This window comes from Salipaludibacillus daqingensis (assembly GCF_029891575.1).
In the GTDB taxonomy this organism is placed as follows: domain Bacteria; phylum Bacillota; class Bacilli; order Bacillales; family Salisediminibacteriaceae; genus Salipaludibacillus; species Salipaludibacillus daqingensis.
Genome location: NZ_JARZHF010000005.1, coordinates 1 through 25,860 on the forward strand (window position 1 = coordinate 1; position 25,860 = coordinate 25,860).

Sequence of the window (25,860 nt, forward strand, 5' to 3'; positions counted from 1 at the left end):
CAGCGTTCGTCCTGAGCCAGGATCAAACTCTCCGATAAAGTATGATGACTTTTCATCAAGTTTGATGTCCATGACATCAAAACCAAACTTTCGTCTGGCGTTTGTCGAATGTTTCCATTCAACGATTTGTTTCTATTGACGGGATATTTTAAAATATCCCACTTCGCTTGGCTTCTTGTTTAGTTTTCAAAGGTCAATTTGTTGCTAATGTCGTTTTTGGCGACTTAATTAATATAACATAATGTCACTGATTAAGTCAACAACATTTTGTTTTTCTTTCTCGCTAATTAAGAGTAAATAAAATCTTCGTCTCGTTAGCGACAAGATATAATATACCATAATAAATTATATTAATGCAATACTTTTTTTATAAAGAATTAATTTTATATTAATGTTGTGTTCCAATTATCCTTGTATATCTTAATTAGAGGTTAACATAGAAGGTAGTAAAAATACATAACGGCTCACAAAAAAACATTAATAAAAATATGTTTTAAAGAGGCTAAATTAAATTAACCTCTTTTATTATTGAACAATCAACCTACTATATTTAATACTGCTTACCTCCTATATTAAAAAGGTAGTATATTTATGACTATACTATTGACATAAAGTTTGTTAACCATTAGGTTCATTCACAACATATTGACGATGAAAAATAGCTTTTCCCTTCGTCTGCTGCTTAACTACATTAACATACCCTTTTTGAACCAAATACTCTAACAGTATACTTAAGTCCAACGAGTACTCATGAATGGATAACTGATCTTTCAACTCCTGAATTGTCCATGGCTCATCTTTAGTTTTCATCAATTCTAATAAATGAGCACTACCTAGCTTTGTTTTTGTCATTAACTCAAACTCATTTGCAATTAACAAAAGTTCCAGTTTTTTATCGATAGATTCATTACCTGTCACTAACTCAGAATAAAGTTTATGAATTTCAGGCTCTATTTTTTTCACTTGTTGCCAAACTGTTACTTCAGGATAAAATCCATGCTCAATGACTGACAATCTTGCTAAATGGTGGAGTGCATGAACAATTTGATTATAAGAATCTAAATAATGCCCTTCATAATACAATGATTTCCCGTCAGTAAATCGACGAATAAGTTTAGAAAATTCTACCCCAATTTTGATTTGACGCTCTTCTATCGGAAACTCCATCATTTGTTGCCGAAATTTCTTCATAAATTCATTTCTATCATAAATAACTTTTCCATTCACTAACCAATCGATGACTTTCCTATTTGAATTATTTAATAACCAATCATTAAGTTGAAGTGTATTAACTAAATGCATAGCTACTTTATATCCGTCATATTCATAATGTTTGATTTCCCAGTCTGGTTTGTTGTCAGAAAGAATCACAAACAAGACAACATCAAAATAATCTGTATTTGCATCCAATTGTTTCCGTTTCTCCATTGAAATAATTCCTAGAGTATCTTCATCATTTGTCCGATCTTGATATAATTGTCGAAGTAGTTCATCCATTATTAACCCCCCTATGTATCTGCAATGTATAGTTCTCTTTATTAAATCTTCATTTATCTTCACTTTTGATCCCATCAAAAATAACAACCGAATAGTTCGAGAAGTAATGTTACGTCGTTAACCTTTAAGTATTATACATTTGGAAAGCTACACCTGCCATTTATAATTCACATGCCTCCTCCTTCTTTTTCGACATCTTATACTTATTTCCTTTATCTTTTCAGATAAACTTTTTAATCAAACCTTTACAAACTATTATTCAATCTATGCAATATGGTATAATTCCATATTGGGAGGCGTTTATTATGGCAGTTAAATACACGAATAAAATTAATAAAATAAGAACTTTCGCACTCGTCCTTATATTCGCAGGAATCATCATCATGTATATAGGCCTTTTCTTTCAAACGAGTCCATTTTTCATGACATTGTTGATGCTACTTGGGTTTTTATCGATTATTGCAAGTACTGTTATATACTTTTGGATTGGTATGCTGTCGTCTAAAACAGTCCAAGTCCTTTGTCCAGATTGTGAAAAGTATACGAAGATGCTTGGACGAGTTGACGCTTGTATGTATTGCAATGCACCATTGACGTTAGATAAATCATTAGAAGGAAAAGACTTTGACGAGAAGTACAATCAAAGAAAAGGCAAGAGGAAATAATAATTCCTCTTGCCTTTTCTTTGATTTTTAAGCTGGTTACTACTTCAGTACAATTGAACAAAAAAACTGGAAACAAAAAGCTTCCAGTTGAGAATCAATGTTTTTGGTTTTTTTGACAACTTGGACACTCGCCGTAGATTTCCATTCTATGATTTGTTACTTTAAATCCAGTAACATGTTCAGCCAATGTCTCTACTTCATCTAGTCCAGGATAATGAAAGTCTACAATTTTCCCACACTCTTCACAAATGACGTGATAATGATCTGACGTATTGCTGTCAAATCTACTTGATGAGTCTCCATACGTTAACTCTCTTACCAAACCAACTTCCTTAAACACACGTAAATTGTTGTATACTGTAGCTACACTCATGTTTGGGAATTTGCTCTCAAGAGCTTTATAAATATCATCAGCAGTTGGGTGCGCTTTTGCACTAAATAAAAACTCTAAAATAGCATGACGTTGCGGTGTCATTCGAACTTTCGTATCTTTCAAAGAATGTAGAGCATCTTGAAGTCGAAGGTTTTCCATTGATTTCACCTCTTCTAGTTAAAACTGGATTATAATACTAAAGATATTGAATGCACGAACGAAACAATATAAATACTCTCGAAGTAAGCATTATTACTTTATAATATTTACAATCAGTATACATAATCAACACAACGATTGTCAATCTAAACAACACATCATACTAGGAAAAGGTAAAGCGAACCTTCTGAATTAATATCACTTATTTTCCACTTGTTTAAAAAATGGCAAACTATCTTTTACATCAATGAGAAATGACGTATATCTACTAGAAGCCTCTTTAGACTTTCCTTTTTTCTCCTCTACAGATAGACAAATTTCTTTCATATTTTGTTTCACATTTTCAATATCTTCTTCCGAAATACCTATAAGGAATGTTGTACTCCCTTTTTTCATAAACCCTCCACTACTAGCTAACTCAGTCATACGATAATTTCTTTCCTTCAGACCTGTTTCTAAAGCATCCCGATAGCGGTTTTGCACAACACATATCATTAGCTTCATTAGATAACCTCCTTTTTAGTATCCTTTTTTTGGATCAATTAAATTGATATAGTCTCCTTCACGATCAAGGAATACTTTCAAGTTATGTTCAAATATTTCAAAAGCTCTCGGTTGATATTGAGGAGATATCCCTGACAAATGCGGAGTAACAGTTATTTTCGATTCCCCCCAAAATGGATGATCTTCTGGCAATGGTTCTTCATTGAAAACATCTAAAACTGCATGATGTAGTTCTCCATTTTTCAAGGCAATCAGTAAGTCTTTTTCATGAATGGCATTACCCCGCCCCATATTTACAAGAACAACATTATTTTTCATTTTCACAAATTGATTTCTTGCCAAGATCTTATTTGTATCATCCATTTTTGGAAGAACAGAAACGATATAGTCCGCATTTTCCAATAAACTATCTATGTTCGCTTTAGTAACCATTTGATCGAAATTTTCTACTTTTCGTCCACTTCTATTCATTCCTATAACTCTCATATTAAAAGCTTTTGCTAATCTCGCCACTTCTTTTCCTATAGCTCCTGCCCCTAATACGCCTAACGTTTTTTCATTTAATTCCGTCATTTTAGGTGATCGATCCCATTTATGATTAGCTTCATTTTCAATAACTACTTTCGTCTGTCTAGAAACTTGAAGCATCATCCCAATAGCATATTCAGCCATTGGAGTGGAATGAATTCCTTTAGCATTCGTCACAATAATTTCTTTCTTCTTAATGGAATGAAATGGCATCTCGTCTAAACCAGCTGATATAACCATGATCCACTTCAAATGTGTAGCATTTTCTATATGTTCATCTGATAAGTCTTCTCCATAAGTTATGAGAATATCAGCATCTTTTAAATCTTTCTCTGCTTCATCTATATGTGTATGAAAACGAAAATGAAATTCTGGATACGTGGCAGTAAGTCGAATCCTTATATCTCTCCTGATTTTTGCAGAAGTCACGACAATCATTTCTTCGACCTCCAAGTAAGTTGTTATTTAACCATTATATTATCACAAGCCTTATAAAGAAACATGCACCACTTATATAGAAGAAAGTAACTAAAAACTCTTTAAATAATGAACCATAACAGATAATAAACTCATGAGTTAGTTAACCACCTTCACTTATTACGTGCTATTAATTCATTCGTTAAATTAAAATGACGGTTTACTTAATCATTTCTATTCAGTTGAAATTGATAATGTTCTGTTTTCGTTTCACCATTCACTCTCCAATTAACGATTGCTGTAGCGTGAATTTCTTCTCCACTGAAGTCCTGACATTGTTCACATTCTTCCTCATGTGCAATTTCACCATCGAAATCTGTTATTTGTAAGTCTTGAAAGAAAAATCCCCCTACTTCAGTTTCCACAAAGAATTCAATTGCTTCCATATCTTCTATAGAAATATTTTCATTACTATAATCTAATTTAACCCCTATAGTTGCATCTTCACTTTCAAGGTCATTAATATAAAAAGTAGCTATCCAGTCATTCTTAGTCATTTCATCACTTAAATCCGGTCGAAAAGGTTCCGCATAGTCATCTTGTAAGAAAATCATCACCCCAACAACAATAAGTCCAATTAATACAAACGGAATAATATGTTTCATGAGCCTTCCTCTCCATCTCCTCTAGTTCTAGCTAATCTTATTTTACCAAAGGTTTTAAGTTAATAGTTTCAAATTCAAAACTCTACACGATTATTTCCATAGTTTTCTATACTCCGTTTATTGAAATAATTACAAAACAAATACAATGGAATGGTTTGTTGATGAGAAGATCCATTCAACTTGTATATAACCATCACTTATCATAAAAATCATGTTAAAATTTCACTAACGAAAGGAGGAGATTCTCTTGAAAATATTGTTTTCTTTATGTTTGCTTCTTCTCACCATAAGCTGTTCTCCAACAGAAAAAGAACCTGATTTTCAAGGAATGGTGGCAGGTTTTCCTGGTCGTTTTGATATATTACTTGTCTTAAAAGAAGATAACCTTGCTGGTGAAACAGTGATAAATGATGTAAGTCGTCACCCACAGCAAGATTACTCAGCAAATGCTTACCGAATTCAACTCCAATCATCTACTGAGATAATCGATGAAAATGGTAATAAAAGTACATATGATGACATAGATAACCATACAAATTTATTTCTAATGAACAGAAAGACTCGGATTACTACTAAAGAAGACTGGACGGAGACCTGGACGGAATTAGATCGTTATTTACGTTATCAACCTCGGTTCCTTCCAAGTTATACTGCTGAAACTATTGAGTTGTTTCCATACAGATTAGAAGACTTTATTGATTTCCAATCACCACTCAGTGAGTCAAAGTTAGCTATCTTCACTTTCCACCAAGACGAAAGTGACCTTACATTCATTTCGACTGCCGACGAGGAATTACGTTCACATCTAGGTTCTCGAGAAAAGATTAGTTGGGAAAGTTTCTCCCTCGATGATAGTCATCCATTACGAAAAGAACTAAATTTAGACCCCTTTAAACATATAGTTCTTTCTCGCAACGGAAAGGAGATATTAACTGACGATTGGGAAGATATTGTAAGCTTTTTCAAAGAACGAGAGCTACAATAAACGTTAGTTTTCAAAATGTAGTTGACTAACAAATAGGAGGGATTGCATGAAAAAGTATTTTTTACTGTTACTTATTCCCCTATTAATATCTAACAGTTGTTCTAATGAAGAAAATAAAATACAAGATAGTGTTGATATTGAAGGTCGTTATATGCAGACAGCCTCGCGAGATCATTCATTTACCCTTTTTGTCGAAGACTCTCTTTCTGGTAAAACATATAAAAATATTCACGTTCTTCCCTATGAGTTACCAAATCCTTATGAGGCAGAAGCGTATCGAATACATTTAAACGAAGACACCCTTTTTGTTGATAAAGAAACAGGCGAAGAAACGACATTTACTGAAACAAACTTCCCATTCCATTGGCCAAACCAACACGTATCTGTAAAAGTACAAGAAGAATTCGAGCCTATAAAACAACAGTCAGGAAGTCATATTGTCTATGAACTAAGATTACTTCCTATTTATACAGCTGAAAAAGTGATCACGTCACCCTATACATCGGATGACTTTATCAATGTTCATACGCCAGTCAAAGATAATCACTTTATCCTCTATATATTCGACGAAACTTTCAACAGAGAATATCTCTCAACATTATATGAGTATGCATCTCATCATGAGACGAGGAATGAAACGAACATTGATATTAGACACGGAAACCCTGGATATTTCGTGAATTTCCTAGATTTAGATGATGAAGAACCTGTTTTTATGCTGCTTACAAGTGAAGGGGAATCGGTCCGAACAAATGATTGGGTAGAGATTGATTCCTATTTTAAAAATAAATTAGGCGTGAAACTCCCTAATGTTAGAGATGTAAATTGGAGACCACCGTTAAGTGATTAGTGGAGTAAATATTGTGAAAATTTTAAAAAAACTAAGACCCACCTGAAATATTAATTCAGGTGGGTCACATTATTACTTCGTGTTATCTTGAAGATATTCAAGCGCTTCTTCAACGTGGCCTTTCACACGAACTTTACGCCATTCATTCATAAGTTTACCTTCTTTATCAAGGACAAACGTCGAACGTTCGATGCCCATATACTCTTTCCCAAAGTTTTTCTTTAACTTCCATACACCAAACTCTTCTGCTAGTTCATGGTCTTCATCTGCAAGCAATTCAAATGGAAGATCGTGTTTATCAATGAATTTTTCATGTTTTGAAACGGGATCAGGGCTCACCCCAACAATAACCGCGTCTAATTCCTTGAAACTTTCATAGTTATCTCGAAAATCACACGCTTCTGTCGTGCAACCTGGTGTCATGTCTTTAGGATAAAAATAAAGCACGACGTATTTCCCACGGAAATCTGATAGAGAAACTTCTCCGCCACCATTCGCTTTTAGTGTCTGATCTGGAACTTGTTGTCCTATTTCAATTGTCATGATCCATCCTCCTTAACGTTTATCATTCTCATCATAACCAATTTTTTCGTCTGCTACAAACGATTTGGTTGACGACTTGGTCTTTCGTCATAATGAATAAACGTTGTAACAACAAAAGCTGCCGGTAACAAGTATCCAATCAAGGCTTGAATCATCGCAATCCAACGACCAATACCTTGTGGAATAATATCTCCATATCCAACCGTGAGAAGAGTCACTGCACTGAAATATAGAACATCTTCAATTAAATGAAGAAACGTATCAGTATGGAGAGAATCACTTTCTTTCAAAACAGATATTCCAGATAATTCAAGAGAAATATACAAAACACCAAAACCTACCATAACATTTGCATAAACAAACAATAGGACAACAAAGTGGCGAATCGATATTTTTCTACCATAGGAAGGCTGCTTTTTTATCAATAAATACAAACTCATCGCTATTCCTACAACTGATGCAATCATGGCTACTAAAATTAAGAGGCCTTTCATTTAATCCCCCCTTTTCAATCTATGTACCTTAAGGTGAAATTAGGACATGTTTGTTCAACTTCACCATACTTACTTTTGATCTTTCATTGACTAATTTTTCAAGATAGATCAACGATTTGTGACGATTAAACAAGGAGATTATGCTGAAAACCAACCATTCATGATACAATCATATCTGGTAAAACGAGTATACATAGGAGGATTATAACCATGTCATATGAAAAATCAGAACGACTCTATAAAGAGGCAAAAGACGTCATTCTTGGAGGAGTGAACAGCCCATCAAGGTCTTATAAAGGGATAGGTGGTGGAACTCCCGTCTTCATGAAAAAAGGCAAAGGTCCGTATTTTTGGGATGAAGATGATAACAAATACATTGATTATTTAGCTGCTTACGGGCCAATTATTACGGGTCATGCTCACCCGCACATTACTGAAGCAATTAAATCAGCTGCTGAAGATGGTGTTCTCTATGGTACGCCTACAACGCATGAAAACACATTTGCTAATATGTTACGAGATGCCATTCCTTCATTAGAAAGAGTGCGTTTTGTAAATTCAGGAACAGAAGCGGTGATGACAACCATCCGAGTTGCTCGAGCTTATACGGGAAGGGATAAAATTATTAAATTTGCTGGATGTTATCATGGTCATTCTGATTTAGTATTAGTAGCCGCAGGGTCTGGTCCTGCCACTTTAGGTAGTCCCGATTCAGCCGGTGTGACGAAAAGTATTGCCAAAGAAGTGATAACAGTTCCTTTTAACGATATCGAAGCCTATAAAGAAGCGTTGAACCACTGGGGCGATGAGGTAGCTGGTGTCCTTGTAGAACCGATCGTCGGTAATTTTGGGATTGTTGAACCAAAACCCGGTTTTCTAGAATCGGTTAATCAACTAACACACGATGCAGGTGCATTGGTCATCTATGATGAAGTCATCACCGCTTTTCGATTTATGTACGGTGGCGCTCAAAACCTTCTTGGCGTGGAACCAGACTTAACCGCTCTCGGAAAAATTATTGGAGGAGGGCTTCCGATCGGCGCTTACGGAGGGAAAAAAGCGATTATGGAGCAAATTTCTCCGCTAGGTCCTGCATACCAAGCAGGAACTATGGCCGGTAATCCAGCATCTATTCGCGCTGGTATAGCTTGTTTACAAGTATTAAACAAAGCGAATGTTTATGAAAAATTAGATCAACTTGGTGAGCAATTAGAAGCAGGCATAAGAAAATCTGCGTATAAACACGATATTCCCCTCTCAATCAATAGATTGAAAGGAGCACTTACCGTATACTTTGATATAGACGAAGTAACAAATTATGAACAAGCAGAAAATAGTAATAGCGAGAAGTTTGCCTATTTCTTTAAAGAAATGTTGAAGCGAGGAATAAACTTAGCTCCCTCTAAGTACGAAGCTTGGTTTTTAACAACCGAACACTCAGAAAAAGATATCGAAAAAACGATACAAGTTGTTGATGACGTATTTTCAAAATGGTTTAATGCATAAATATGCATTATGAGAGATTGTGGAACTTTCCGCAGTCTCTTTTTTTCGTTGTACATATCGTTGAAAACGCTTTCAATACCATTATTATCTATATTGTTGGTATATAGCTACAATTCTGTTATTGCATTTTCTATTCTTTATTTTGTATAATTAATTGATTTTTCATTTGAAAAATGATAAGGTTAGATATAATTCTGACAATTCTGCATTCATGGGATAGTAGACTTTACATTTGTTAGGTTTTCTAACTCAAAGTGAATTGTTTTATTTTTTGAGGAGGTGGAGGTCGAACCTAGACCGAGTTTTATGAGAAAAGTATCAAAAGATCTTCAGCGTTTTCGTGGAGCTCTTAAAGAGGAACACGACAGTTGTGGAATTGTTTCATTCATTGAAAAGGAAAACATCCCTACGAAAAAAAATATCGACGATACAATTAACGCTTTGTTAAAAATGAATCACCGAGCTGGTTTTATTAACGAAGAAGGCGATGGTGTTGGTATTCATATCGACATTCCACGAGTCCTTTGGAAAAAAAAGCTTGAGGAAGCTCAGCTAGATTCATCTATAGTTGACTCTCCTTCATTTGTTGTTGGCCATTTATTTATTGAAAAAACGGAAGAAACGAGTAAATTTCAACAAGAAATGAAAGATCTTTTCGAAGCGAAAGGATTCTCACTACTTTTTGAAAGCACTGACGAAACAAACAGAGAAGCATTAGGTCCAATTGCGAAAAAAGCGGAACCTTTGTTTTGGCAAGTTGCTCTTGAAGCAAAAGGATCTCCATCAGACAAAGAAATACGGTCTACTCTTTTCCATTTAACGATTGAATGCGAGCGAAACGTCGCTGTTCATGTTGCTTCGTTAAGCCATGAAAGTGCCGTTTATAAAGTCATGGGTGCTGGAGATATTCTACCAAAATACTATGCAGACTTAGCAGATCCTCTTGTTGCATCATCCACAACTCTTGGTCATAACCGTTATTCTACGAACACGTTATCGAATTTTTTCCGTGTTCAACCATTTAGCGTCATTGGGCATAATGGTGAAATTAACACGATAGCAAAATTACGTGACGAAGCAAATATGGTAGGAGTCCCATTAGTTGATGGAGGAAGTGACTCACAAGACTTAGACAGAGTTATTGATACATTTACTGCAAGAGAAGGGTTGTCATTATTTGAAACACTCGAAGTTCTTTTCCCACCAATCATCAATGAAATTAAGCATTTTCCAGATCATTTAAAAGATTTATACTCTTATGTCCGTGAAGCATGGGGACATTTTGCTCAAGGTCCTGCGGGTATCATTTCTCGTCTAGGAAACGAAGCAGTATTTAGTGTCGATTCCTTAGGGTTACGTCCGGTATGGATGCTAGAAACAACTACAAGCTATATCTTTTCTTCAGAGCAAGGTCTCTTCACATCAGATTTATATGTATCTGAACCGAAACCTTTTGCTCCAGGCGAAAAAGTCGCATTAAAACGAAATGATCAAGGAACAATTGAAGTGTTATGGCACGACGAGTTACAAGAAGAAGTTTATAATCGTATGGCTGATAAATTACCCGTGAAAGGTTCCAGCTCAAGACTTGCTACAAAATGGAAACCTTCAAAAGATACAATTATGTTCCAAAATAACGTCAACCCTTCCGTCTACGCTGCAAATGGCTGGGACCGTGAGCACATCCAACTTGTTGAACAAATGTCGGAAAAAGGTGCTGAACCAATCCGTTCACTAGGTCACGATGCTCCTTTAGCAGCAATGCATCCTGGTAGAAAAAACGTTGCAGACTTTATCAAAGAAAGTGTTGCTGTTGTTACAAACCCAGCGATTGATAGAGACCGTGAAATGGAGCATTTCTCTACCCGTGTTGTTATTGGAAGACGTCCTGGCTTATTCCAAAAAGAAGAAATGAAAACAATTGTTCAATTGGATTCGCCTGTAATTAGTGAAGGTATTGCAGGGAAAGGATTACAAGAAGAATATAATCATCCTTCTTATGAAGCTCTATTAGTACATTATCAAAACAACGATGAAGCTCATATTTTAAAACTCGGTCGATTAGAACACGAAGAAGTAGATGAAGCTTTGCTGCGTTTAACAAATGAAGCAATCGAATCTATTGAAGCAGGCAAGTCATTGCTTGTTCTTGATGATCAAGGTACACATGAAGATGACCTTTATTGGCTAGATCCACATTTAGCTATTTCTGCCGTTGACCAAGGTCTAACACATAAAGAAATTCGCAGAAATTGTTCGTTAGTTTTAAGGTCTGGCAGTATTCGAACTCTTCACGACATTGCGGTTGTCTTTGGACTTGGAGCAGATGTGATTAACCCTTATATCATGTTTTCAACTGTTGTTGACGAAAATGCCGATCCTGCAGTTAAATTATATTCTGCATTGAATAAAGGGCTTGAGAAGATCATTTCTACAATAGGTATTCACGAATTGCGTGGTTATGGACGTCTCTTCTCTTCTATTGGTTTAAATGAAGAAATAGCTGACCATTTAAATATCGTCAACTATTTATCTAGTACTAAAGTTAGTTACAATTACGCTCAAATGAAACTTGATAGTCTTGCTCGTAAAGAAGATTTTAATAGCCCAAAAGCTAGAGCAGGTAAAACGTTCCATATATTCCCTCGTATTTGGAAATCTCTTGGCGATATCGCTTCTGGAAAAATTGAATATAAAGAATTTGGCGATAAAATTGCTGAGCAAGACGAGAAAAACCCGACAACAATTAGACACTTGACGGACTTGAAAAAAGTAGAGTCAGATGTTGACCCATCTGCCGTAGATATTGGTGTCGGCAAACATGACCTACCATTTATGATTAGTTCGATGTCATTTGGTTCACAAAACGAAGTTGCTTTCCGAGCTTACGCCGAAGCTGCTGACAATCTTAATATGATCAGTTTCAACGGTGAGGGTGGAGAGATCAAGGATATGCTTGGTAAATATCCAAACACACGTGGACAGCAAATTGCATCGGGACGTTTCGGTGTTAACGTTGAACTATTAAACTCGACGAATCTTTTAGAAATTAAAATTGGTCAAGGGGCTAAACCAGGTGAAGGCGGTCACTTACCAGGTTCTAAAGTAACAGACAAGGTTGCTGCAGCTCGAAATGCGACAACTGGATCTGATTTAATCTCACCATCGAATAACCATGATATTTATTCGATTGAAGATTTGGCACAAATGATTACCGAACTTAAAACAGCAAACGATCAAGCAAAAGTAACGGTTAAAGTTCCAATCGTCCCAAATATCGGTACGATTGCCGTTGGTATTGCAAAAGCCGGCGCAGACTTCATTACTTTAAGTGGGTTTGACGGTGGTACGGGTGCTGCAAGAGTGCACGCACTTCAACACGTTGGTCTTCCAGCTGAAATCGGTGTAAAAGCCGCTCATTTCGCTCTTCTCGAAGCAGGACTTCGTCACAAAGTTGAACTATGGGCTGATGGCGGTGTCAAGAGTATTCAAGATGCGATTAAACTCATGTTGCTAGGCGCTAACCGAATTGGTTTTGGAACATTATCTATGATTGCTGTCGGCTGTACTGCTTGCCGTGGTTGTCATTTAGATACTTGCCACGTAGGTATTGCAACACAAATTGAAACAGAAGCACAGGCAAAAGATCATGGTCTTCGTCGATTTGTTCCGCGTGAATACGATCTAGCAGTGCAAGGATTAACGACAATGTTTACTCAGTTCGGAAAAGAACTTCAAGCCGTCACAGCATCTCTTGGGTTCAAACGAACACAAGACATCGTTGGCCGTGCTGATTTATTAGAACAAACTCGTGGGCATGACCAGTTGGACTTAACTGAACTCCTTTCTACTCTACCTGAACAGGATCTCGCTCCATTTGAACCTGCGAAAGCTGTTGAAGAAGTGGAAGAACAACAGTTAGCTGTTGCTGTCGGTGCAGAATTTGAGTATTTAGATGGTAACACTAGTGAACTAACATCATCAAGAGAATATGAATCCGTTACTGCAGAACAACGCATTCTCGGTAGCCGTGTATCTGGTCACCGCGTCCGCGGAAAACTAGATGGATCATATCGTTCATTACCTGAAATTGACTTACGTTATACTAAAGGTTCCATCCTTGGAAATGGACTTGGTGCTTATAACAGTGAAGGTGTCAATATTCACATCACTGGTGGTGCTCAAGACGGTGTTGGGAAAACATCTTTCGGTGGTTCCTTTAAAGTCTTTAAATCTAAAGGTGTCAATGGTACGTTAATCAACGGATCTGTTGGTAAAGGAATTGGATACGGCGCACAAAAAGGGACATTTATCATACAAGGTGACGCAGATTCACGTGCTGGTATTCGCTTATCCGGTGCTGATATGATTTTTGGTGGTCGTTTAAGAAAACCATTAACAAATGCTAATCTCTATAATGCTGGTGTTCATGCTAACATCAAAGGTTTTGCCTTTGAGTACATGACCAATGGAAGAGGGTTAGTCATGGGAGACCCTGGACCATGGATGTGTGCCGGTATGACAGGTGGTGTTATCTATTTACGCATTGATGAGGAAATGGGCTTAGATGACAAGTTATTAAACAGTCGAATTGCCAAAGGTGCTAAAGTAGCAATCGAACCTCTTTCTGATCATGGAAAAGATGAAGTGATCGAACTACTAAGTTTATATCGTGATGAGTTATCTGCACTGAAACAAGATGATGAAGTTGCATTAGTGGAGAAACTGTTAGAAGATCCTTCTGCAAACTTCAGGCAAGTGGTTCCAGTAAAACAACAAGCTGACCCTGCCGTTTCTACAGAATAATACTAGTATAAATTTATAAAAGATGGTCGCTAACTGAGATTAGCGACCATCTTTTTTATTGCTTATATTATTACCCTTACTAAAAGTAAGTTAATATGTGTCATAAGTATACATGCATCACTTTTTCCCTCTTTTATAAAATACAAAAAAACATGAAACAAAATAGTTATATTAACGTCTAAGAACAATAGTATCTCACACCTCCATTTCAATAATAATATTAAAATATTCATGTTTTGTACCTTGATGTTTTTGGAAAAGAGGTGTATAGTACATCCGTATTAAAAAATTTGATTAAAGCATGAAATTTACTCGTATACGATAGTTTTAGATATTACAAGAAAGAAAGGAATTATTATCATTATGAGGCTCGGAGCCCGTATTTTCAAAACAGGACTGGCGGTTACCTTTGCTTTGTATGTAGCAATGTGGCTTGGTTTTCAAACACCAGCTTTTGGTGCTTTAGCTGCTTTTTTTGCTGTTCAACCGTCTGTTCATAAAAGTCTTATTCTCATTTGGGATCAAATTCAAGCAAATATCATCAGTGCAGTATTAGCGATCGTTTTTGTGTTAGCATTTGGTCACGAACCTTTTGTCGTTGGTGTTGTAGTTGTTTTAATTATTAGTATAAATATTAAATGGAAAAAAGAAACCATCATCCCGCTAGCTGTTGTTACTGCCATCATTATTATGGGAAGCCCGACTGATGACTTCATTAATTTCGCAGCCAATCGATTTTTGCTCATTATGATTGGGGTGTTTTCTGCATTTATAGTAAATATGATTTTCTTACCCCCAAAACATGAAAATCAACTTTATCATAAAATAAGTGATTCCAATGATCAGATAATTCAATGGATCCGACTCATTCTTCATCATGAAATTGATTACAGTACGTTAAAACAAGACATGAAAAAGATCCGTGAATCTGTTCTAAAGCTCGAAAATGTATTTACGTTATACAAAGAAGAACGGAGTTATTTTCGAAAAAATGAATACTCACGGATGCGAAAAGTTGTCTTGTTTAGACAGATGATTACTTGTACAAAAAAAGCAAAAGAGATTTTAAAGAGTTTAAGTAAACATGATAACGCCGTGAATAGTCTTCCGGATGAGATGAGTCAACTATTGCAGCTTCAAGTAGATTACTTAACAAATTATCATGAACGCATTTTATTGAAGTATATGGGCAAAGTTAAACCTCAGTCTACACAAGATTATTATCAAGAAATCAACGATGGAAAACACCAACTTATTAATGTATTTATGACTTATCATAATGATAGTCAAATAGAACAAGAAGAATGGGTACATTTCCTTCCTGTTATTGCTCTTATCATTGAGTATAGCGAAGAGTTGGAGCATTTAGATCGTCTTGTTGATGGCTTCTTTACTTATCATACAGATGATAATGAAGTGAAAATTAGAGAAAGAGACCAGTATTAGAATTTGGTGGACATTCTTCGTTTCTACTAACGCTAAAACTTACGCTCGGTTATTAATAATTTTAAAAAGAAAAAGCGCCTCAATGGGCGCTTTTTTTGTCAGTCATGTTAACTGCTGTACTTGAAAAAGACTTCGGTAAGGTCCTTCATTTTTCATTAATTCTTCGTGCGTTCCTACTTCCACCAATTTACCGTGGTCTACGACGAGAATTTTATCCGCGTGAGTAATCGTAGACAATCGGTGTGCTACGACAAATGTTGTTCTATCTTCTGCTAATTGAAATAATGATTGTTGAATTAAACTCTCACTTTCTAGATCGAGAGAACTTGTCGCCTCATCAAATATTAAAATTTCTGGACTCTTCAAGAACACTCTTGCAATGGCTACACGCTGTTTTTGACCACCAGAAAGTTTAATGCCTCTTTCCCCAATATTCGTTTCATACCCTTCTGGAAGGTTTCTTATAAATTCATCCGCATTTGCTGCTCTAGCTGCAGCATAAACCTGCTCATTCGTTGCTTCAGGGTTCCCCATACGAATATTAAACATCACGGAATCACTGAAGATAATATTATCTTGAAGAACCATCGCAATTCGATCTCGTAAAGATCGAACTTGATAATCACGAACATCTTTTCCATCAATGATAATTCGCCCGCTCGTTACATCATAAAAGCGAGGGATCAAACTCATAATTGTGCTTTTCCCTCCCCCACTCATTCCTACAATAGCGACTGTTTCTCCGCGATTAATCCGGAAACTAACGTCTTGCAAGACCGGTTCACCTTCATTATAACTAAAACTTACATTATCAAAAATCACTTCCCCTTGCGGATATGCATAAGGAACGGCATCTTTTTTATCTACAATATCGTATTCTTCATCCACCAATTCAAAAACACGGTCCATCGAAGCTATCGATTGCGTCAACGTTGTAGAAGAGTTTACGAGGCGTCGTAACGGATTGTATAGGCGGTCCATATAGGATACAAAAGCGACCATCGTTCCGACCGTTAAACCCATTTGAATAACCATAAACCCAGCCGCTCCGATAACCATTACTGGGGCTATGTCAGTAATAGTGTTAACAACAGCAGCCGTTTTAGCATTCCATTTCGTATGATCAACAGCTTTGTTCAAGAAGTTATCATTTTGCTTGTCAAACTCTCGCTGTTCATAGTCTTCAAGAGCAAAACTACGGATCACGTTCATTCCTTGCAACCTTTCGTGAAGGTGCCCTTGAACTTCTGCCAATGCTTGAGAACGATGCCTTGTTAACAGACGTAATCTCGAGAAGAAGTATTTAATCGCAAACCCATAAAAAGGTAATAATGAGATGGCAATTAGTGTTAACCCTACATCCATCGTAAGCATAATTGCAATAGCAACAACAATCGTGAACATATCGAGCCAAATATTCATCATTCCAGTAATAATAAAATTCTTCGTTTGCTCTACATCATGGATAACCCTTGAAATAATTTCTCCCGCTTTTCTATTGGAATAAAACTTCAAACTTAATTTTTGTAAATGAACAAACAGACTCTCACGAATATCATATAATATTTTATTACCAGTCCATTGCGCTAAATATTGTCGATAATATTCTATAGGTGGACGAAACACAATAAATACAACAAGAACAATCCCCATTAACCAATAAAGGGTGTTCAATTGTTCGCTTGCAGAAAGACCATCTGCGCCTATAATGTCATCAATCACATATTTTAAAATCAACGGAATAATTAATGGAATTCCAAACTTCATCATTCCAATAATCACTGTTAAGATGATTTCTTTCCAATAAGGTTTGACGAATTTCATGTACCGTTTAATACTTTCCAAATCAAACATCTCCTTGATTTATTGCCAAAAGCTTTCCATTACTTTCTTCGACTCTTTTTGTTGTCCTTAACTTATTATGTTCAAATTCAAAACAAAAAGAAAAGGCGATTCTATCCAATGTAGAACCGCTCTTCAATAGATTCTCGTTCATGATTTTATCGGTGGTGTAAAAAGCGCTCATACCAGTATTCGATAAATCCGGGTTCGAACGGACCTTTTTTCTGGCTAATCCATGACACAAGTTCATCTACTGTTTTTCTTAAGATGACCTCAACTTCATCAGGATAATTCATTTGTTTCTTATGTAAAGCAAATTCATCTTCATCTAATAACTTGTAAGTCATATCAGGAAATACTTTAATATCCAAGTCATAATCGATGTATTTCAAAGCTTCTGTATCATAAGTAAACGGTGTTCCTAAATTACAATAGTAATAAATGCCATCATCTCGAATCATTCCAATTACATTAAACCATTGATGGGCTGTGAAAAAACAAATAGCTGGCTCTCTTGTTCTCCACTGTCTTCCATCGGATTCTTGTACAAGAATCCGATCATTTCCACCTATAACCTCTTGAGTTGTTCCCTTTAGAATAATCGTTTCTTCCCAAACTCGATGAAGCGTTCCATTATGTTTATAGCTTTGTACTTCAATATTGCTACCTACTTTTGGGAAATCCACATTGCTACTCCTTTCTCTCTTGATCCGAAGGTTTCCGATGAGTTACCATTCGATCACCCGAATCTAAATACAAATCGAAGGGAGGCTTTTGTATGAGATAATTTTGTAATTTAAAATAACTAATTTTCTTCGTGCGGTCTCCAGGAATGATAGGTTCTTCACCTGTTTCCAATAAATACTGATCACAAGCAATTTGGCAAAAATCAATATGCTTTGGATATTCTGGGTCTTCAAAAATTTCAAATGTCTCTTTTGACATATAAAAAGGCTTGTCAGGCTTCCCCCCTATATAGGAGTGCAATAATTCAAAATCGATTTCATGATTATCAGAAACAATGCTCCGGAGAGATACTCCACTATCCATCTGGAGAGCATATCGATTAACTGCTGATCGAACCTCATCAATTGTGACAGAAACTTCTTTCACAATTTTCTTTTCCTGAACCTTATCTTTCCCCTTTCGTTTCCGTCGGAAAATCATATTTTTCCTCCCTCGAAAAATCTTTTTTCCTTTAAAAAGAAATAAGTTGTTACATTCATTCACTATCTTGGAACTCATTTTCTCTTATCTCTTTTATTATACTATTGTTTCAACTATTTTTAAAACACTACACCATATTTGTGTCATTACTTTTATCTCTTTCAAGCTAACACTAATTAAGAAAACCCTTCCCGTCGTCTCTGGGAAGGGTGGGACATATTCTCATTTCCCTATAATAAAGAGAAACGAACATAGTGACAAATTATCGTTGTTGCTGCCTTGATGAAGCTTGCTGCTTGCGCTGAGCAGATTGTTGATTTTGACGCTTCACTTCTTGTGCATCAGTTTCACTTGCAAACTCAGTTTTTTGACCTTGATTTTGAGCGGACTTTTGGTTTTGCTTCTTTACTTGTTGAGCATTAGTTTTAGAAGCATTTTGTTGTTGGTTTTTTTGCATGTGTATCACCTCCACACGCATTAATATAACCATGTGGAGAGATTCTATCCGAAGTTTTGCTTTTTACGTTAGTAAAGAAATACCACCATCGACAATAATTGTTTGACCTCGGATCATACTTGCTTCCTCTGATAACAAAAACACAGCTGCGTTCGCTAAATCGTTAGGTTCAACCATTTTACCGGCTGGAGTTCGTTTTTTCGCTTCTTCTAACAGTTCTTCTCTATTTGGAAAGTGCGTAAGTGCATCTGTATCTACTGCTCCTCCAGAGACAGCGTTCACGCGAATATTAAAAGGGGCAAGCTCTACTGCTAAATACCTTGTTAATGCTTCTACAGCTGCCTTTGAAACACCAACTGTCGTGTAGTTTGGTAAATAGCGCATTGCACCTAATGAACTCATGCTCACAATCGCCCCTCCTGATTGCTGGTTTTTCATTCTCTCTGCAGCCATTTGTGAGCAAAAAAGCATCGCTTTGCTATTTATATTCATCGTCCAATCCCAATGGGACTCTTCAAGTTCCAGTAATGGTCGCAAAACACCAGATGCTGCATTATTTACAAGTATATCAATGCGTCCAAACTGCTCATCAATTTCTTTAAACATTTCTTCCACTTTATCTTTTTTTGCAACATTTGCTTTTACAGTGATCGCTTTTTGACCTAGTTCTCGAATTTCTGCAGCAGTTTCTTCCGCTTTCGAACGGCTTCTAGCATAGTTAATCACAATGTGATAGCCTTTTTTAGCCAATTTAATCGCAATTTCTTTGCCTATCCCTCTGCTACTTCCTGTTACTAACGCTACTTTTTCTGTTGAATTCGTCATGATTATGATGACTCCTTTTGGTTTTTTGTATAAGATCATGGTTCGACTGTGAAAAATATAATTATAATAATTTCAGGAGTTGATTATCCCATGTATGTTGGTCGAGACATGACAGCATTAACTATGATACCAAAAAATGAATGGACAGAGAAAGAATTGGCATATTTTCATCACCTTTTTCAACAAACTTCTCCTTATTTAAGTGTAGAAGGTGTTACGATTCACCGAGAAATCGTTGAAGAAATTATCGATAGAGGTGGTTTGCCCAAAATGGAGGCAGATTGGACAAGTGGAACGAGAATTCAATTTGATTAAATTATAATTAGCGAAGAAAAACAGCACCATAGATTAATGCCCCCAATATGACAAAAGCTGGGTGCACTTTTCTCTTCTCTAATAAAAAATAGCTAGCAACTAACATAAATCCTGTTTGAATCCAGCCACTGTCTATATAAGATGTTTCAACAAACCTGAGCGCCATCACACCTAATAAAACAGCAATTGTTGGTCTAACAATTGATGAGAGTAATTTTACTTTAGGTGAATCTTTAAATTTCATTAAAACACTTAATAAAATAATCATTAAAATGAGTGATGGAGCAATTGTCGCAAATAAAGCTATGATTGCTCCTGGTATACCCGCCTGCTCAAAAGCAATATATCCAGCCATTTTTGTAGCGATAGGTCCAGGTAATGCATTTCCTAATGCTAATACTTCACCAAATTCTTCAATATTCATCCAACCATATCTGTGAACCACTTCATATTCAATCAAAGGAATTGTAGCAGGTCCCCCTCCATATCCAACGATACCTGGAATAAAAAAGGCAAGGAAAATTTCCCAATAAATCATTTATCTTCACCTGCCTTCTTCATTATGCTTCGCGAAGGTTTTAATAAAACAAATAAAATTAGAGCAGCGATAATGACAGCCGGATGAATACCAGCAAATTGAATCAGTACTACAGAAGCAATCACAAGGATACTAGCCTTTAACCACCCTAAATCTGTATGAGATTTTTTAAAAAATCCCCAAGTTAGTAATCCTAGCATCACGGCAACAACTGGTAAAACTCCTCGGGTCATTCCTTGTACCCAGGCGAACTCCCTAAAAGCTGATAATGAAGTTAAGAGTATAATCATTAAAATGACAGTAGGAATAACAGAAGCAAATATTGCATTGATCATTCCAAAAATACCAGAGACACGGTAACCAATGTACCCTGCCAATTTTGTTGCAATAGGTCCAGGGAGTGTGTTTCCGATCGCTAACATATCAGAAAATTCTTCGTCATCCATCCACTGATAAGTATCGACCACTTCTTTTTGAATAAGGGGAATCGAGGCAGGTCCGCCCCCATACCCCAATAGTCCAACCCGTAGGAAGGCTTTAAATAAATTTGCTTGTTTCATGTTTTTTCACCTTTCTAGTACACAGCAATAGATCCGTCTGTTCGCGCTTCTGTACCACCAGATAAAACGCCTGTATTAGGATTTCGCCAAATAATTTGACCACGCCCGAAATTACCGCTCATATGGGTAAGTTGAATATCATGACCTTTGGCAGATAAAGATTGCGCAATATGATTAGGAACAGTATGCTCAAGTAAAACTTGTTTGTCTTTCATCCACTGCCACCTTGGTGCATCCAAAGCAGCTTGAGGATTCAAACCAAAATCAATAGTATTCATAACAACTTGAAGGTGTCCTTGTGGTTGCATAAATCCACCCATAACACCAAATGGTCCAACAGCTTCGTTTCCTTTTGTTAAAAATCCTGGAATAATCGTATGGAACGTTCGTTTTCCTGGCTTTAAAGCATTGTCATGTTCAGGATCTAAACTGAAGTTGTGACCTCGATTTTGCAAGGAAATACCTGTTCCTGGAACAACAAGACCTGATCCAAAGCCCATGTAATTACTTTGTATAAAGGACACCATATTTCCATCATTATCAGCTGTTGCTAAATAAACCGTTCCGCTAGATGACGGGTCTCCCGCTTCCGGTTGAAGTGCTTCCGAACCAATGAGCTCACGACGTTGTTTTCCATATGCTTCGCTTAACATATCTTTTACTTTTTGACTCATATCATTTTCGTCTGTTATATACTTTTCTCCATCAGCAAACGCTAATTTCATTGCTTCTATTTGCTTATGGTAAGTATCCTCATGTTCTCTTGTTTCAAATGAATCATTTTTCAAGGTGTTTAACGCCATTAATGCAACAAGTCCTTGACCGTTTGGCGGGATTTCCCAAACATCGTACCCACGGTAATTTACATTAATAGGTTCTACCCACTCTGGCTTATAAGCTGCCAAATCTTCTTTACGTAGGTATCCTCCGTGTTTTTTTGAAAAAGCGTCCATTTCATCTGCAATTTCACCTTCATAAAAGGATTTACCTTTGGTTTTACCGATTGCTTCTAATGTCTTTGCATGTCCTTCTGAACGCCACATTTCTCCAGCTTTTGGAGCGTGTCCATTAGGTGCAAACGTATCAAACCAATGCTGAAACATATCGTCTTTTAATACTTTGCTAAACCCTTTTGTCGCCCGTTCCCAAAAATAAGATAACGTAGGACTTAAAGGATATCCTTCTTTCGCATATGAAACTGCTGGAGCAAGCACTTCTTCCAATGGTAACTTGCCAAATTTTTCAGATAACTCCACCCATGCTGCTGGGGCTCCAGGAACAGTGACCGGTGTCCACCCGAACTTGGGAATTTCTTCTATGCCAGCTTCTTTTAACTTTTCAATAGAAATCCCTCGTGGTGCTGGACCACTCGCATTTAAACCATGAAGTTTATTTTTTACCCATACTAAAGCAAATGCGTCTCCGCCAATTCCATTTGAAGTAGGTTCAACGACAGTTAAGCAAGCGGCTGTAGCGATCGCTGCATCTATCGCATTTCCTCCTCTTTTCATAATATCTAATCCTGCTTGGGCTGCAAGAGGTTGCGAAGTTGCAACCATCCCATTTTTTCCGTATGTAACCATTCGCTGGGAAGAATAAGGATAATGTAAAGGATTCAAATTTTTCATATGGTCAAATCTCCTTTTTATTTTTCATCATCTTAACATATTTCGAGTAACGAAGCTTCCGTTTTAAAAAGTTAGTTTTGTTTCACCTATATAAATAGTTAATAAAGACTGGTCTAAAAATTCGATTTAGACTGTCCACCATCCACATTTAACGTTGCACCTATGACCCACCTTGAGCGTTCTGATGCTAAAAATAGTGCAACATCTGCTACTTCTTCAACTGTCCCGAAACGTCCAGCTGGAATTTGATCCTCTACAAATTTCTCGATTTTTTCAGGTGTTTCTTCTAACTTCTTTTGCCAATTTCCAGTTGGATGAAGAATGGATCCTGGTGCTACCCCGTTCACTCGGATACCATCTTGAACTAATTCATCAGCAAGGGATTTAGTAAAACTAATCATTGCAGCTTTTGCACTATTGTAAGTCGGTTTCCCACCAGATTCTCGTCCAAAAATGGATGATATATTAACGATAGAACCTTGTTTTTTCTGCTTCATTTTTTCAGCAGCTAATTTACTAAACTGAACAGCAGAAAAGAAGTTCAGTTGCATCGCTTCTTGAAATTGATCAATTGACGTATCCATTGTTTTCCCACCGTTACTACCGCCAACATTATTGATTAATATATCAATATCACCAAATGTCTTGATATACTTCTTGAAGACGTTGGCACGATCAGCTTCTTTCGTAAGGTCTGCTTGAAAAATCTCTACACCTGGTAAGTCTTGCTTCGCCTTATCTAAGTCTTTCTTTCCTCTCGCGACGATTCCCACTTGCGCTCCTTCAGCTAAAAAAGCTTTCGCAATTGCCTTTCCGATTCCTTTTGATCCACCTGTGACAAATACCTTTTTATCAACTAATTGTAAATCCATTTTTACTCCTCCTTTTTTATTAAAGCACCATCAATGATTTTTTGATGTGACACTGGGAATGGGTACCAGTTTATATCCTCAATAGAAATAAAATGACACTTGGATTGTTCATCGTATAATTCCTCATTTTCAACTGATTTCACATCCGCTTCATACACATCAATTTCCCAAACAATATGGGAAAATACATGCTTCACTTCTTGTACTTTCCTCGTTAATTCCACGTCTAATCCTAAAGTCTGAATATACGAATGAATAGCATTCAGCTCATCTGTTTCGATGTTAGGAAACTGCCAAAGTTTTGCAAGAAGTCCTGTATCTGGGCGTCGTTCAATTAATACATTATTTTCTTGATCTCTTATAATAACTGCTTTCATCTTCCGTTTTGTCGGAGCTTTTTTCTTTGCCTTAATTGGCAATACGTCTTGCACTCCTTCTTCTTTTGCTGAGCAATGTGTTTGAACAGGACACAATAAACATGCTGGATTTTTAGGGGAACAAACCATTGCACCTAGTTCCATGAGCGCTTGATTAAATTCAGAAGGCCTTTCTTTCGAAATAATCTCCCTTACAACCGTTTCAAATGTTTTTCTTGTTGATGCTTTTGCAATGTCATCATAATTTGCGTAAATACGAGATAACACCCTCATGACATTCCCATCCACAGCAGGGGCAGGAATATTATAAGCAATCGAAAGAATCGCACCAGCTGTATATGGTCCTACGCCTTTTAAATTCCCTACTTCCGTTTCAGTTTTTGGTACTATTCCTCCGTAGCTCTCTTTCACTTCTTTAACCGCTTGGTGAAGATTTCGAGCACGAGAATAATACCCTAAACCTTCCCATGCTTTTAAAACTGTTTCTTCATCTGCTTCTGCTAAATCATAAACTGTTGGAAATAAACTCATAAACCGTTGGAAATATGGAATAACTGTGTCTACTTTCGTTTGTTGGAGCATGATTTCAGAAACCCAAATTTTATATGGATCTCTTTCTCTTCTCCAAGGTAAATCTCGTTTATTCTCATCGTACCATGTAAGTAAATCTTGTTGGAATTCTTGCTTATCTATTTTTTTCACAAACATTCTCCTTTTGAAACAGGTTCAAATCGGGTATTAATAACTGTATAGAGTTATTTTTTTGTAACGACCAACCACTCATGATATTATAGACGAACCTACACACACGACTAGTTGGCAAGGAGGGAATCAAATGGACACGGGAACTCATGTTGTCATGGGCATTGCCATAGGCGGACTAGCGACGCTAGATCCGGTTGTTGCTAGCAGTCCTGAGATGACCCAAGCTGCGATGGTTGGTGTTCTTATTGGATCACAGGCACCAGACTTCGACACGGTTTTAAAACTTCGGAACAATGCTACCTATATCCGAAACCACCGAGGAGTCACACATTCCATCCCTTTTTGGTTTATTTGGCCAACACTAATTACATTATTTCTCTACTTGCTTATGCCCAATTTAAATTTATTCCATTTATGGACTTGGACATTCTTTGCTGTGTTTATTCATGTGTTTGTTGATATTTTTAACGCTTACGGTACAAAGGCTTTTTCACCTATATTTCCAAAATGGCTTGCCCTAGGTGTCATCAATATTTTTGATCCATTTATTTTCATTGCTCACATTATTGCTATAACCTTTTGGCGGATAGGATTCGAACCTGGACCGACTTTTTTAATCATGTTTGTAATCATTACCATCTATTATTTTTGGAGAATAAGCGCTCAAAGAAAAGTATATAACAAAATGAGATCACTGCATCCAGACGCGACTCATATTTTTACTTCTCCAACATTTAAATGGAGCTCATGGCATATCGTTGTTAGGACGAAAGAAATGATGTATGTTGCTGCCTCAAGGAAAGGTACAATCACTTATTTTGAATCGTACCCCTTTGAACCCATCCCTGATGATACGGTAATTAATGCAGCAAGAAAAGATAAAAACCTTGCCGCTTTTTTATCTTTTTCACCAGCTTATCGTTGGACAACTTCGATTGAAAGCCACGGTTATTCCGTTAAATTTATCGACTTAAGGTATCGTAGTAAAGGTTATTATCCCTTTGTGGCAATTGTAAGGCTTGATGAAGATTTAAATATTCTTAATTCTTACACAGGCTGGATTTACAATACTGAGACGTTAAAACGTAAAATAGAAGTTGCGACAAACGAATAAACAAAAAAAGCACCATCGATGT

Annotated in this window: 25 protein-coding genes; 8 read left to right on the top strand and 17 right to left on the bottom strand. The window is 36.6% G+C overall.

Annotation, left to right across the window (positions count from 1 at the left end; all coding sequences use genetic code 11):
• Window positions 1-618: 618 nt before the first annotated feature.
• Window positions 619-1,497 (bottom strand): nucleotidyltransferase-like protein, encoded by an 879-nt coding sequence (locus QDN89_RS10670; RefSeq protein WP_280770119.1) that lies wholly within the window; start codon window positions 1,495-1,497, stop codon window positions 619-621.
• A 305-nt stretch (window positions 1,498-1,802) separates the two neighbouring features.
• Between QDN89_RS10670 and QDN89_RS10675 the strand changes: the two genes are divergently transcribed.
• Window positions 1,803-2,162, top strand: a complete 360-nt coding sequence (locus tag QDN89_RS10675) for a YgzB family protein (RefSeq protein WP_280770120.1) — start codon at window positions 1,803-1,805, stop codon at window positions 2,160-2,162.
• Window positions 2,163-2,256: 94 nt separating this feature from the next.
• On the opposite strand, the gene perR is transcribed toward QDN89_RS10675, so the two are convergent.
• The 4 genes from perR to QDN89_RS10695 form a co-directional block, all read right to left on the bottom strand.
• Entirely contained in the window at window positions 2,257-2,694 is a 438-nt protein-coding gene (gene perR, locus QDN89_RS10680; RefSeq protein ID WP_280770121.1) for a peroxide-responsive transcriptional repressor PerR, read from the bottom strand.
• Between the two features lie 198 nt (window positions 2,695-2,892).
• The gene (locus tag QDN89_RS10685; RefSeq protein WP_280770122.1) at window positions 2,893-3,198 is read right to left on the bottom strand and encodes a cyclic-di-AMP receptor; all 306 of its coding nucleotides are present in this window, start codon (window positions 3,196-3,198) and stop codon (window positions 2,893-2,895) included.
• A 15-nt stretch (window positions 3,199-3,213) separates the two neighbouring features.
• Complete coding sequence (locus QDN89_RS10690) at window positions 3,214-4,164, bottom strand: D-2-hydroxyacid dehydrogenase (protein WP_280770123.1); 951 nt, start codon at window positions 4,162-4,164, stop codon at window positions 3,214-3,216.
• Window positions 4,165-4,367: 203 nt separating this feature from the next.
• Complete coding sequence (locus QDN89_RS10695) at window positions 4,368-4,808, bottom strand: hypothetical protein (protein ID WP_280770124.1); 441 nt, start codon at window positions 4,806-4,808, stop codon at window positions 4,368-4,370.
• Window positions 4,809-5,055: 247 nt separating this feature from the next.
• On the opposite strand from QDN89_RS10695, the gene QDN89_RS10700 reads away from it, so the two are divergent.
• The gene (locus QDN89_RS10700) at window positions 5,056-5,793 is read left to right on the top strand and encodes a hypothetical protein (protein ID WP_280770125.1); all 738 of its coding nucleotides are present in this window, start codon (window positions 5,056-5,058) and stop codon (window positions 5,791-5,793) included.
• 46 nt (window positions 5,794-5,839) lie between these two features.
• On the top strand, window positions 5,840-6,643 hold the full coding sequence (locus QDN89_RS10705) for a hypothetical protein (RefSeq protein ID WP_280770126.1): 804 nt from the start codon (window positions 5,840-5,842) through the stop codon (window positions 6,641-6,643).
• Window positions 6,644-6,715: 72 nt separating this feature from the next.
• On the opposite strand, the gene bcp is transcribed toward QDN89_RS10705, so the two are convergent.
• Both bcp and QDN89_RS10715 read right to left on the bottom strand, forming a co-directional pair.
• On the bottom strand, window positions 6,716-7,186 hold the full coding sequence (gene bcp, locus QDN89_RS10710; RefSeq protein WP_280770127.1) for a thioredoxin-dependent thiol peroxidase: 471 nt from the start codon (window positions 7,184-7,186) through the stop codon (window positions 6,716-6,718).
• A 53-nt stretch (window positions 7,187-7,239) separates the two neighbouring features.
• Window positions 7,240-7,680, bottom strand: a complete 441-nt coding sequence (locus QDN89_RS10715) for a potassium channel family protein (RefSeq protein ID WP_280770128.1) — start codon at window positions 7,678-7,680, stop codon at window positions 7,240-7,242.
• A 210-nt stretch (window positions 7,681-7,890) separates the two neighbouring features.
• On the opposite strand from QDN89_RS10715, the gene QDN89_RS10720 reads away from it, so the two are divergent.
• The 3 genes from QDN89_RS10720 to QDN89_RS10730 all read left to right on the top strand — a co-directional run bounded on the left by QDN89_RS10720 (window position 7,891) and on the right by QDN89_RS10730 (window position 15,438).
• Window positions 7,891-9,186 carry a glutamate-1-semialdehyde 2,1-aminomutase gene (locus QDN89_RS10720; RefSeq protein ID WP_280770129.1) on the top strand — a complete coding sequence of 432 codons (1,296 nt, stop codon included), beginning with the start codon at window positions 7,891-7,893 and terminating at the stop codon, window positions 9,184-9,186.
• Between the two features lie 306 nt (window positions 9,187-9,492).
• Complete coding sequence (locus QDN89_RS10725; protein WP_280770130.1) at window positions 9,493-13,992, top strand: glutamate synthase-related protein; 4,500 nt, start codon at window positions 9,493-9,495, stop codon at window positions 13,990-13,992.
• Between the two features lie 363 nt (window positions 13,993-14,355).
• A complete protein-coding gene (locus QDN89_RS10730; RefSeq protein ID WP_280770131.1) occupies window positions 14,356-15,438 on the top strand; it encodes an FUSC family protein in 1,083 nt (360 codons plus the stop codon).
• A 102-nt stretch (window positions 15,439-15,540) separates the two neighbouring features.
• Here the strand turns inward: QDN89_RS10730 and QDN89_RS10735 are convergent, their stop codons facing one another.
• The 5 genes from QDN89_RS10735 to fabL all read right to left on the bottom strand — a co-directional run bounded on the left by QDN89_RS10735 (window position 15,541) and on the right by fabL (window position 19,729).
• The gene (locus QDN89_RS10735) at window positions 15,541-17,283 is read right to left on the bottom strand and encodes an ABC transporter ATP-binding protein (protein WP_280770132.1); all 1,743 of its coding nucleotides are present in this window, start codon (window positions 17,281-17,283) and stop codon (window positions 15,541-15,543) included.
• 155 nt (window positions 17,284-17,438) lie between these two features.
• Window positions 17,439-17,966 (bottom strand): nucleoside tri-diphosphate phosphatase, encoded by a 528-nt coding sequence (ntdP, locus tag QDN89_RS10740; protein ID WP_280770133.1) that lies wholly within the window; start codon window positions 17,964-17,966, stop codon window positions 17,439-17,441.
• 4 nt (window positions 17,967-17,970) lie between these two features.
• Window positions 17,971-18,447, bottom strand: coding sequence for a DUF3939 domain-containing protein (locus QDN89_RS10745; RefSeq protein ID WP_280770134.1), 477 nt, complete (start codon window positions 18,445-18,447; stop codon window positions 17,971-17,973).
• A gap of 262 nt (window positions 18,448-18,709) precedes the next feature.
• Window positions 18,710-18,904 carry a gamma-type small acid-soluble spore protein gene (locus QDN89_RS10750; protein ID WP_280770135.1) on the bottom strand — a complete coding sequence of 65 codons (195 nt, stop codon included), beginning with the start codon at window positions 18,902-18,904 and terminating at the stop codon, window positions 18,710-18,712.
• A 63-nt stretch (window positions 18,905-18,967) separates the two neighbouring features.
• Window positions 18,968-19,729 (bottom strand): enoyl-[acyl-carrier-protein] reductase FabL, encoded by a 762-nt coding sequence (fabL, locus tag QDN89_RS10755; RefSeq protein ID WP_280770136.1) that lies wholly within the window; start codon window positions 19,727-19,729, stop codon window positions 18,968-18,970.
• 90 nt (window positions 19,730-19,819) lie between these two features.
• Between fabL and QDN89_RS10760 the strand changes: the two genes are divergently transcribed.
• Window positions 19,820-20,044 carry a hypothetical protein gene (locus tag QDN89_RS10760; RefSeq protein ID WP_280770137.1) on the top strand — a complete coding sequence of 75 codons (225 nt, stop codon included), beginning with the start codon at window positions 19,820-19,822 and terminating at the stop codon, window positions 20,042-20,044.
• 7 nt (window positions 20,045-20,051) lie between these two features.
• On the opposite strand, the gene QDN89_RS10765 is transcribed toward QDN89_RS10760, so the two are convergent.
• The 5 genes from QDN89_RS10765 to mutY all read right to left on the bottom strand — a co-directional run bounded on the left by QDN89_RS10765 (window position 20,052) and on the right by mutY (window position 24,727).
• Entirely contained in the window at window positions 20,052-20,582 is a 531-nt protein-coding gene (locus QDN89_RS10765; RefSeq protein ID WP_280770138.1) for a chromate transporter, read from the bottom strand.
• Window positions 20,579-21,142, bottom strand: coding sequence for a chromate transporter (locus QDN89_RS10770; RefSeq protein ID WP_280770139.1), 564 nt, complete (start codon window positions 21,140-21,142; stop codon window positions 20,579-20,581). Before QDN89_RS10770 ends, QDN89_RS10765 begins: the two co-directional genes overlap by 4 nt.
• Window positions 21,143-21,156: 14 nt before the next feature.
• Entirely contained in the window at window positions 21,157-22,770 is a 1,614-nt protein-coding gene (locus tag QDN89_RS10775; RefSeq protein WP_280770140.1) for a gamma-glutamyltransferase family protein, read from the bottom strand.
• 113 nt (window positions 22,771-22,883) lie between these two features.
• Window positions 22,884-23,642: an SDR family NAD(P)-dependent oxidoreductase gene (locus QDN89_RS10780; RefSeq protein ID WP_280770141.1), complete on the bottom strand. Its 759-nt coding sequence runs from the start codon at window positions 23,640-23,642 to the stop codon at window positions 22,884-22,886.
• Window positions 23,643-23,644: 2 nt separating this feature from the next.
• Window positions 23,645-24,727 carry an A/G-specific adenine glycosylase gene (mutY, locus tag QDN89_RS10785; protein ID WP_280770142.1) on the bottom strand — a complete coding sequence of 361 codons (1,083 nt, stop codon included), beginning with the start codon at window positions 24,725-24,727 and terminating at the stop codon, window positions 23,645-23,647.
• Between the two features lie 127 nt (window positions 24,728-24,854).
• Between mutY and QDN89_RS10790 the strand changes: the two genes are divergently transcribed.
• Window positions 24,855-25,838 (top strand): metal-dependent hydrolase, encoded by a 984-nt coding sequence (locus QDN89_RS10790; protein WP_280770143.1) that lies wholly within the window; start codon window positions 24,855-24,857, stop codon window positions 25,836-25,838.
• Window positions 25,839-25,860: the final 22 nt, after the last annotated feature.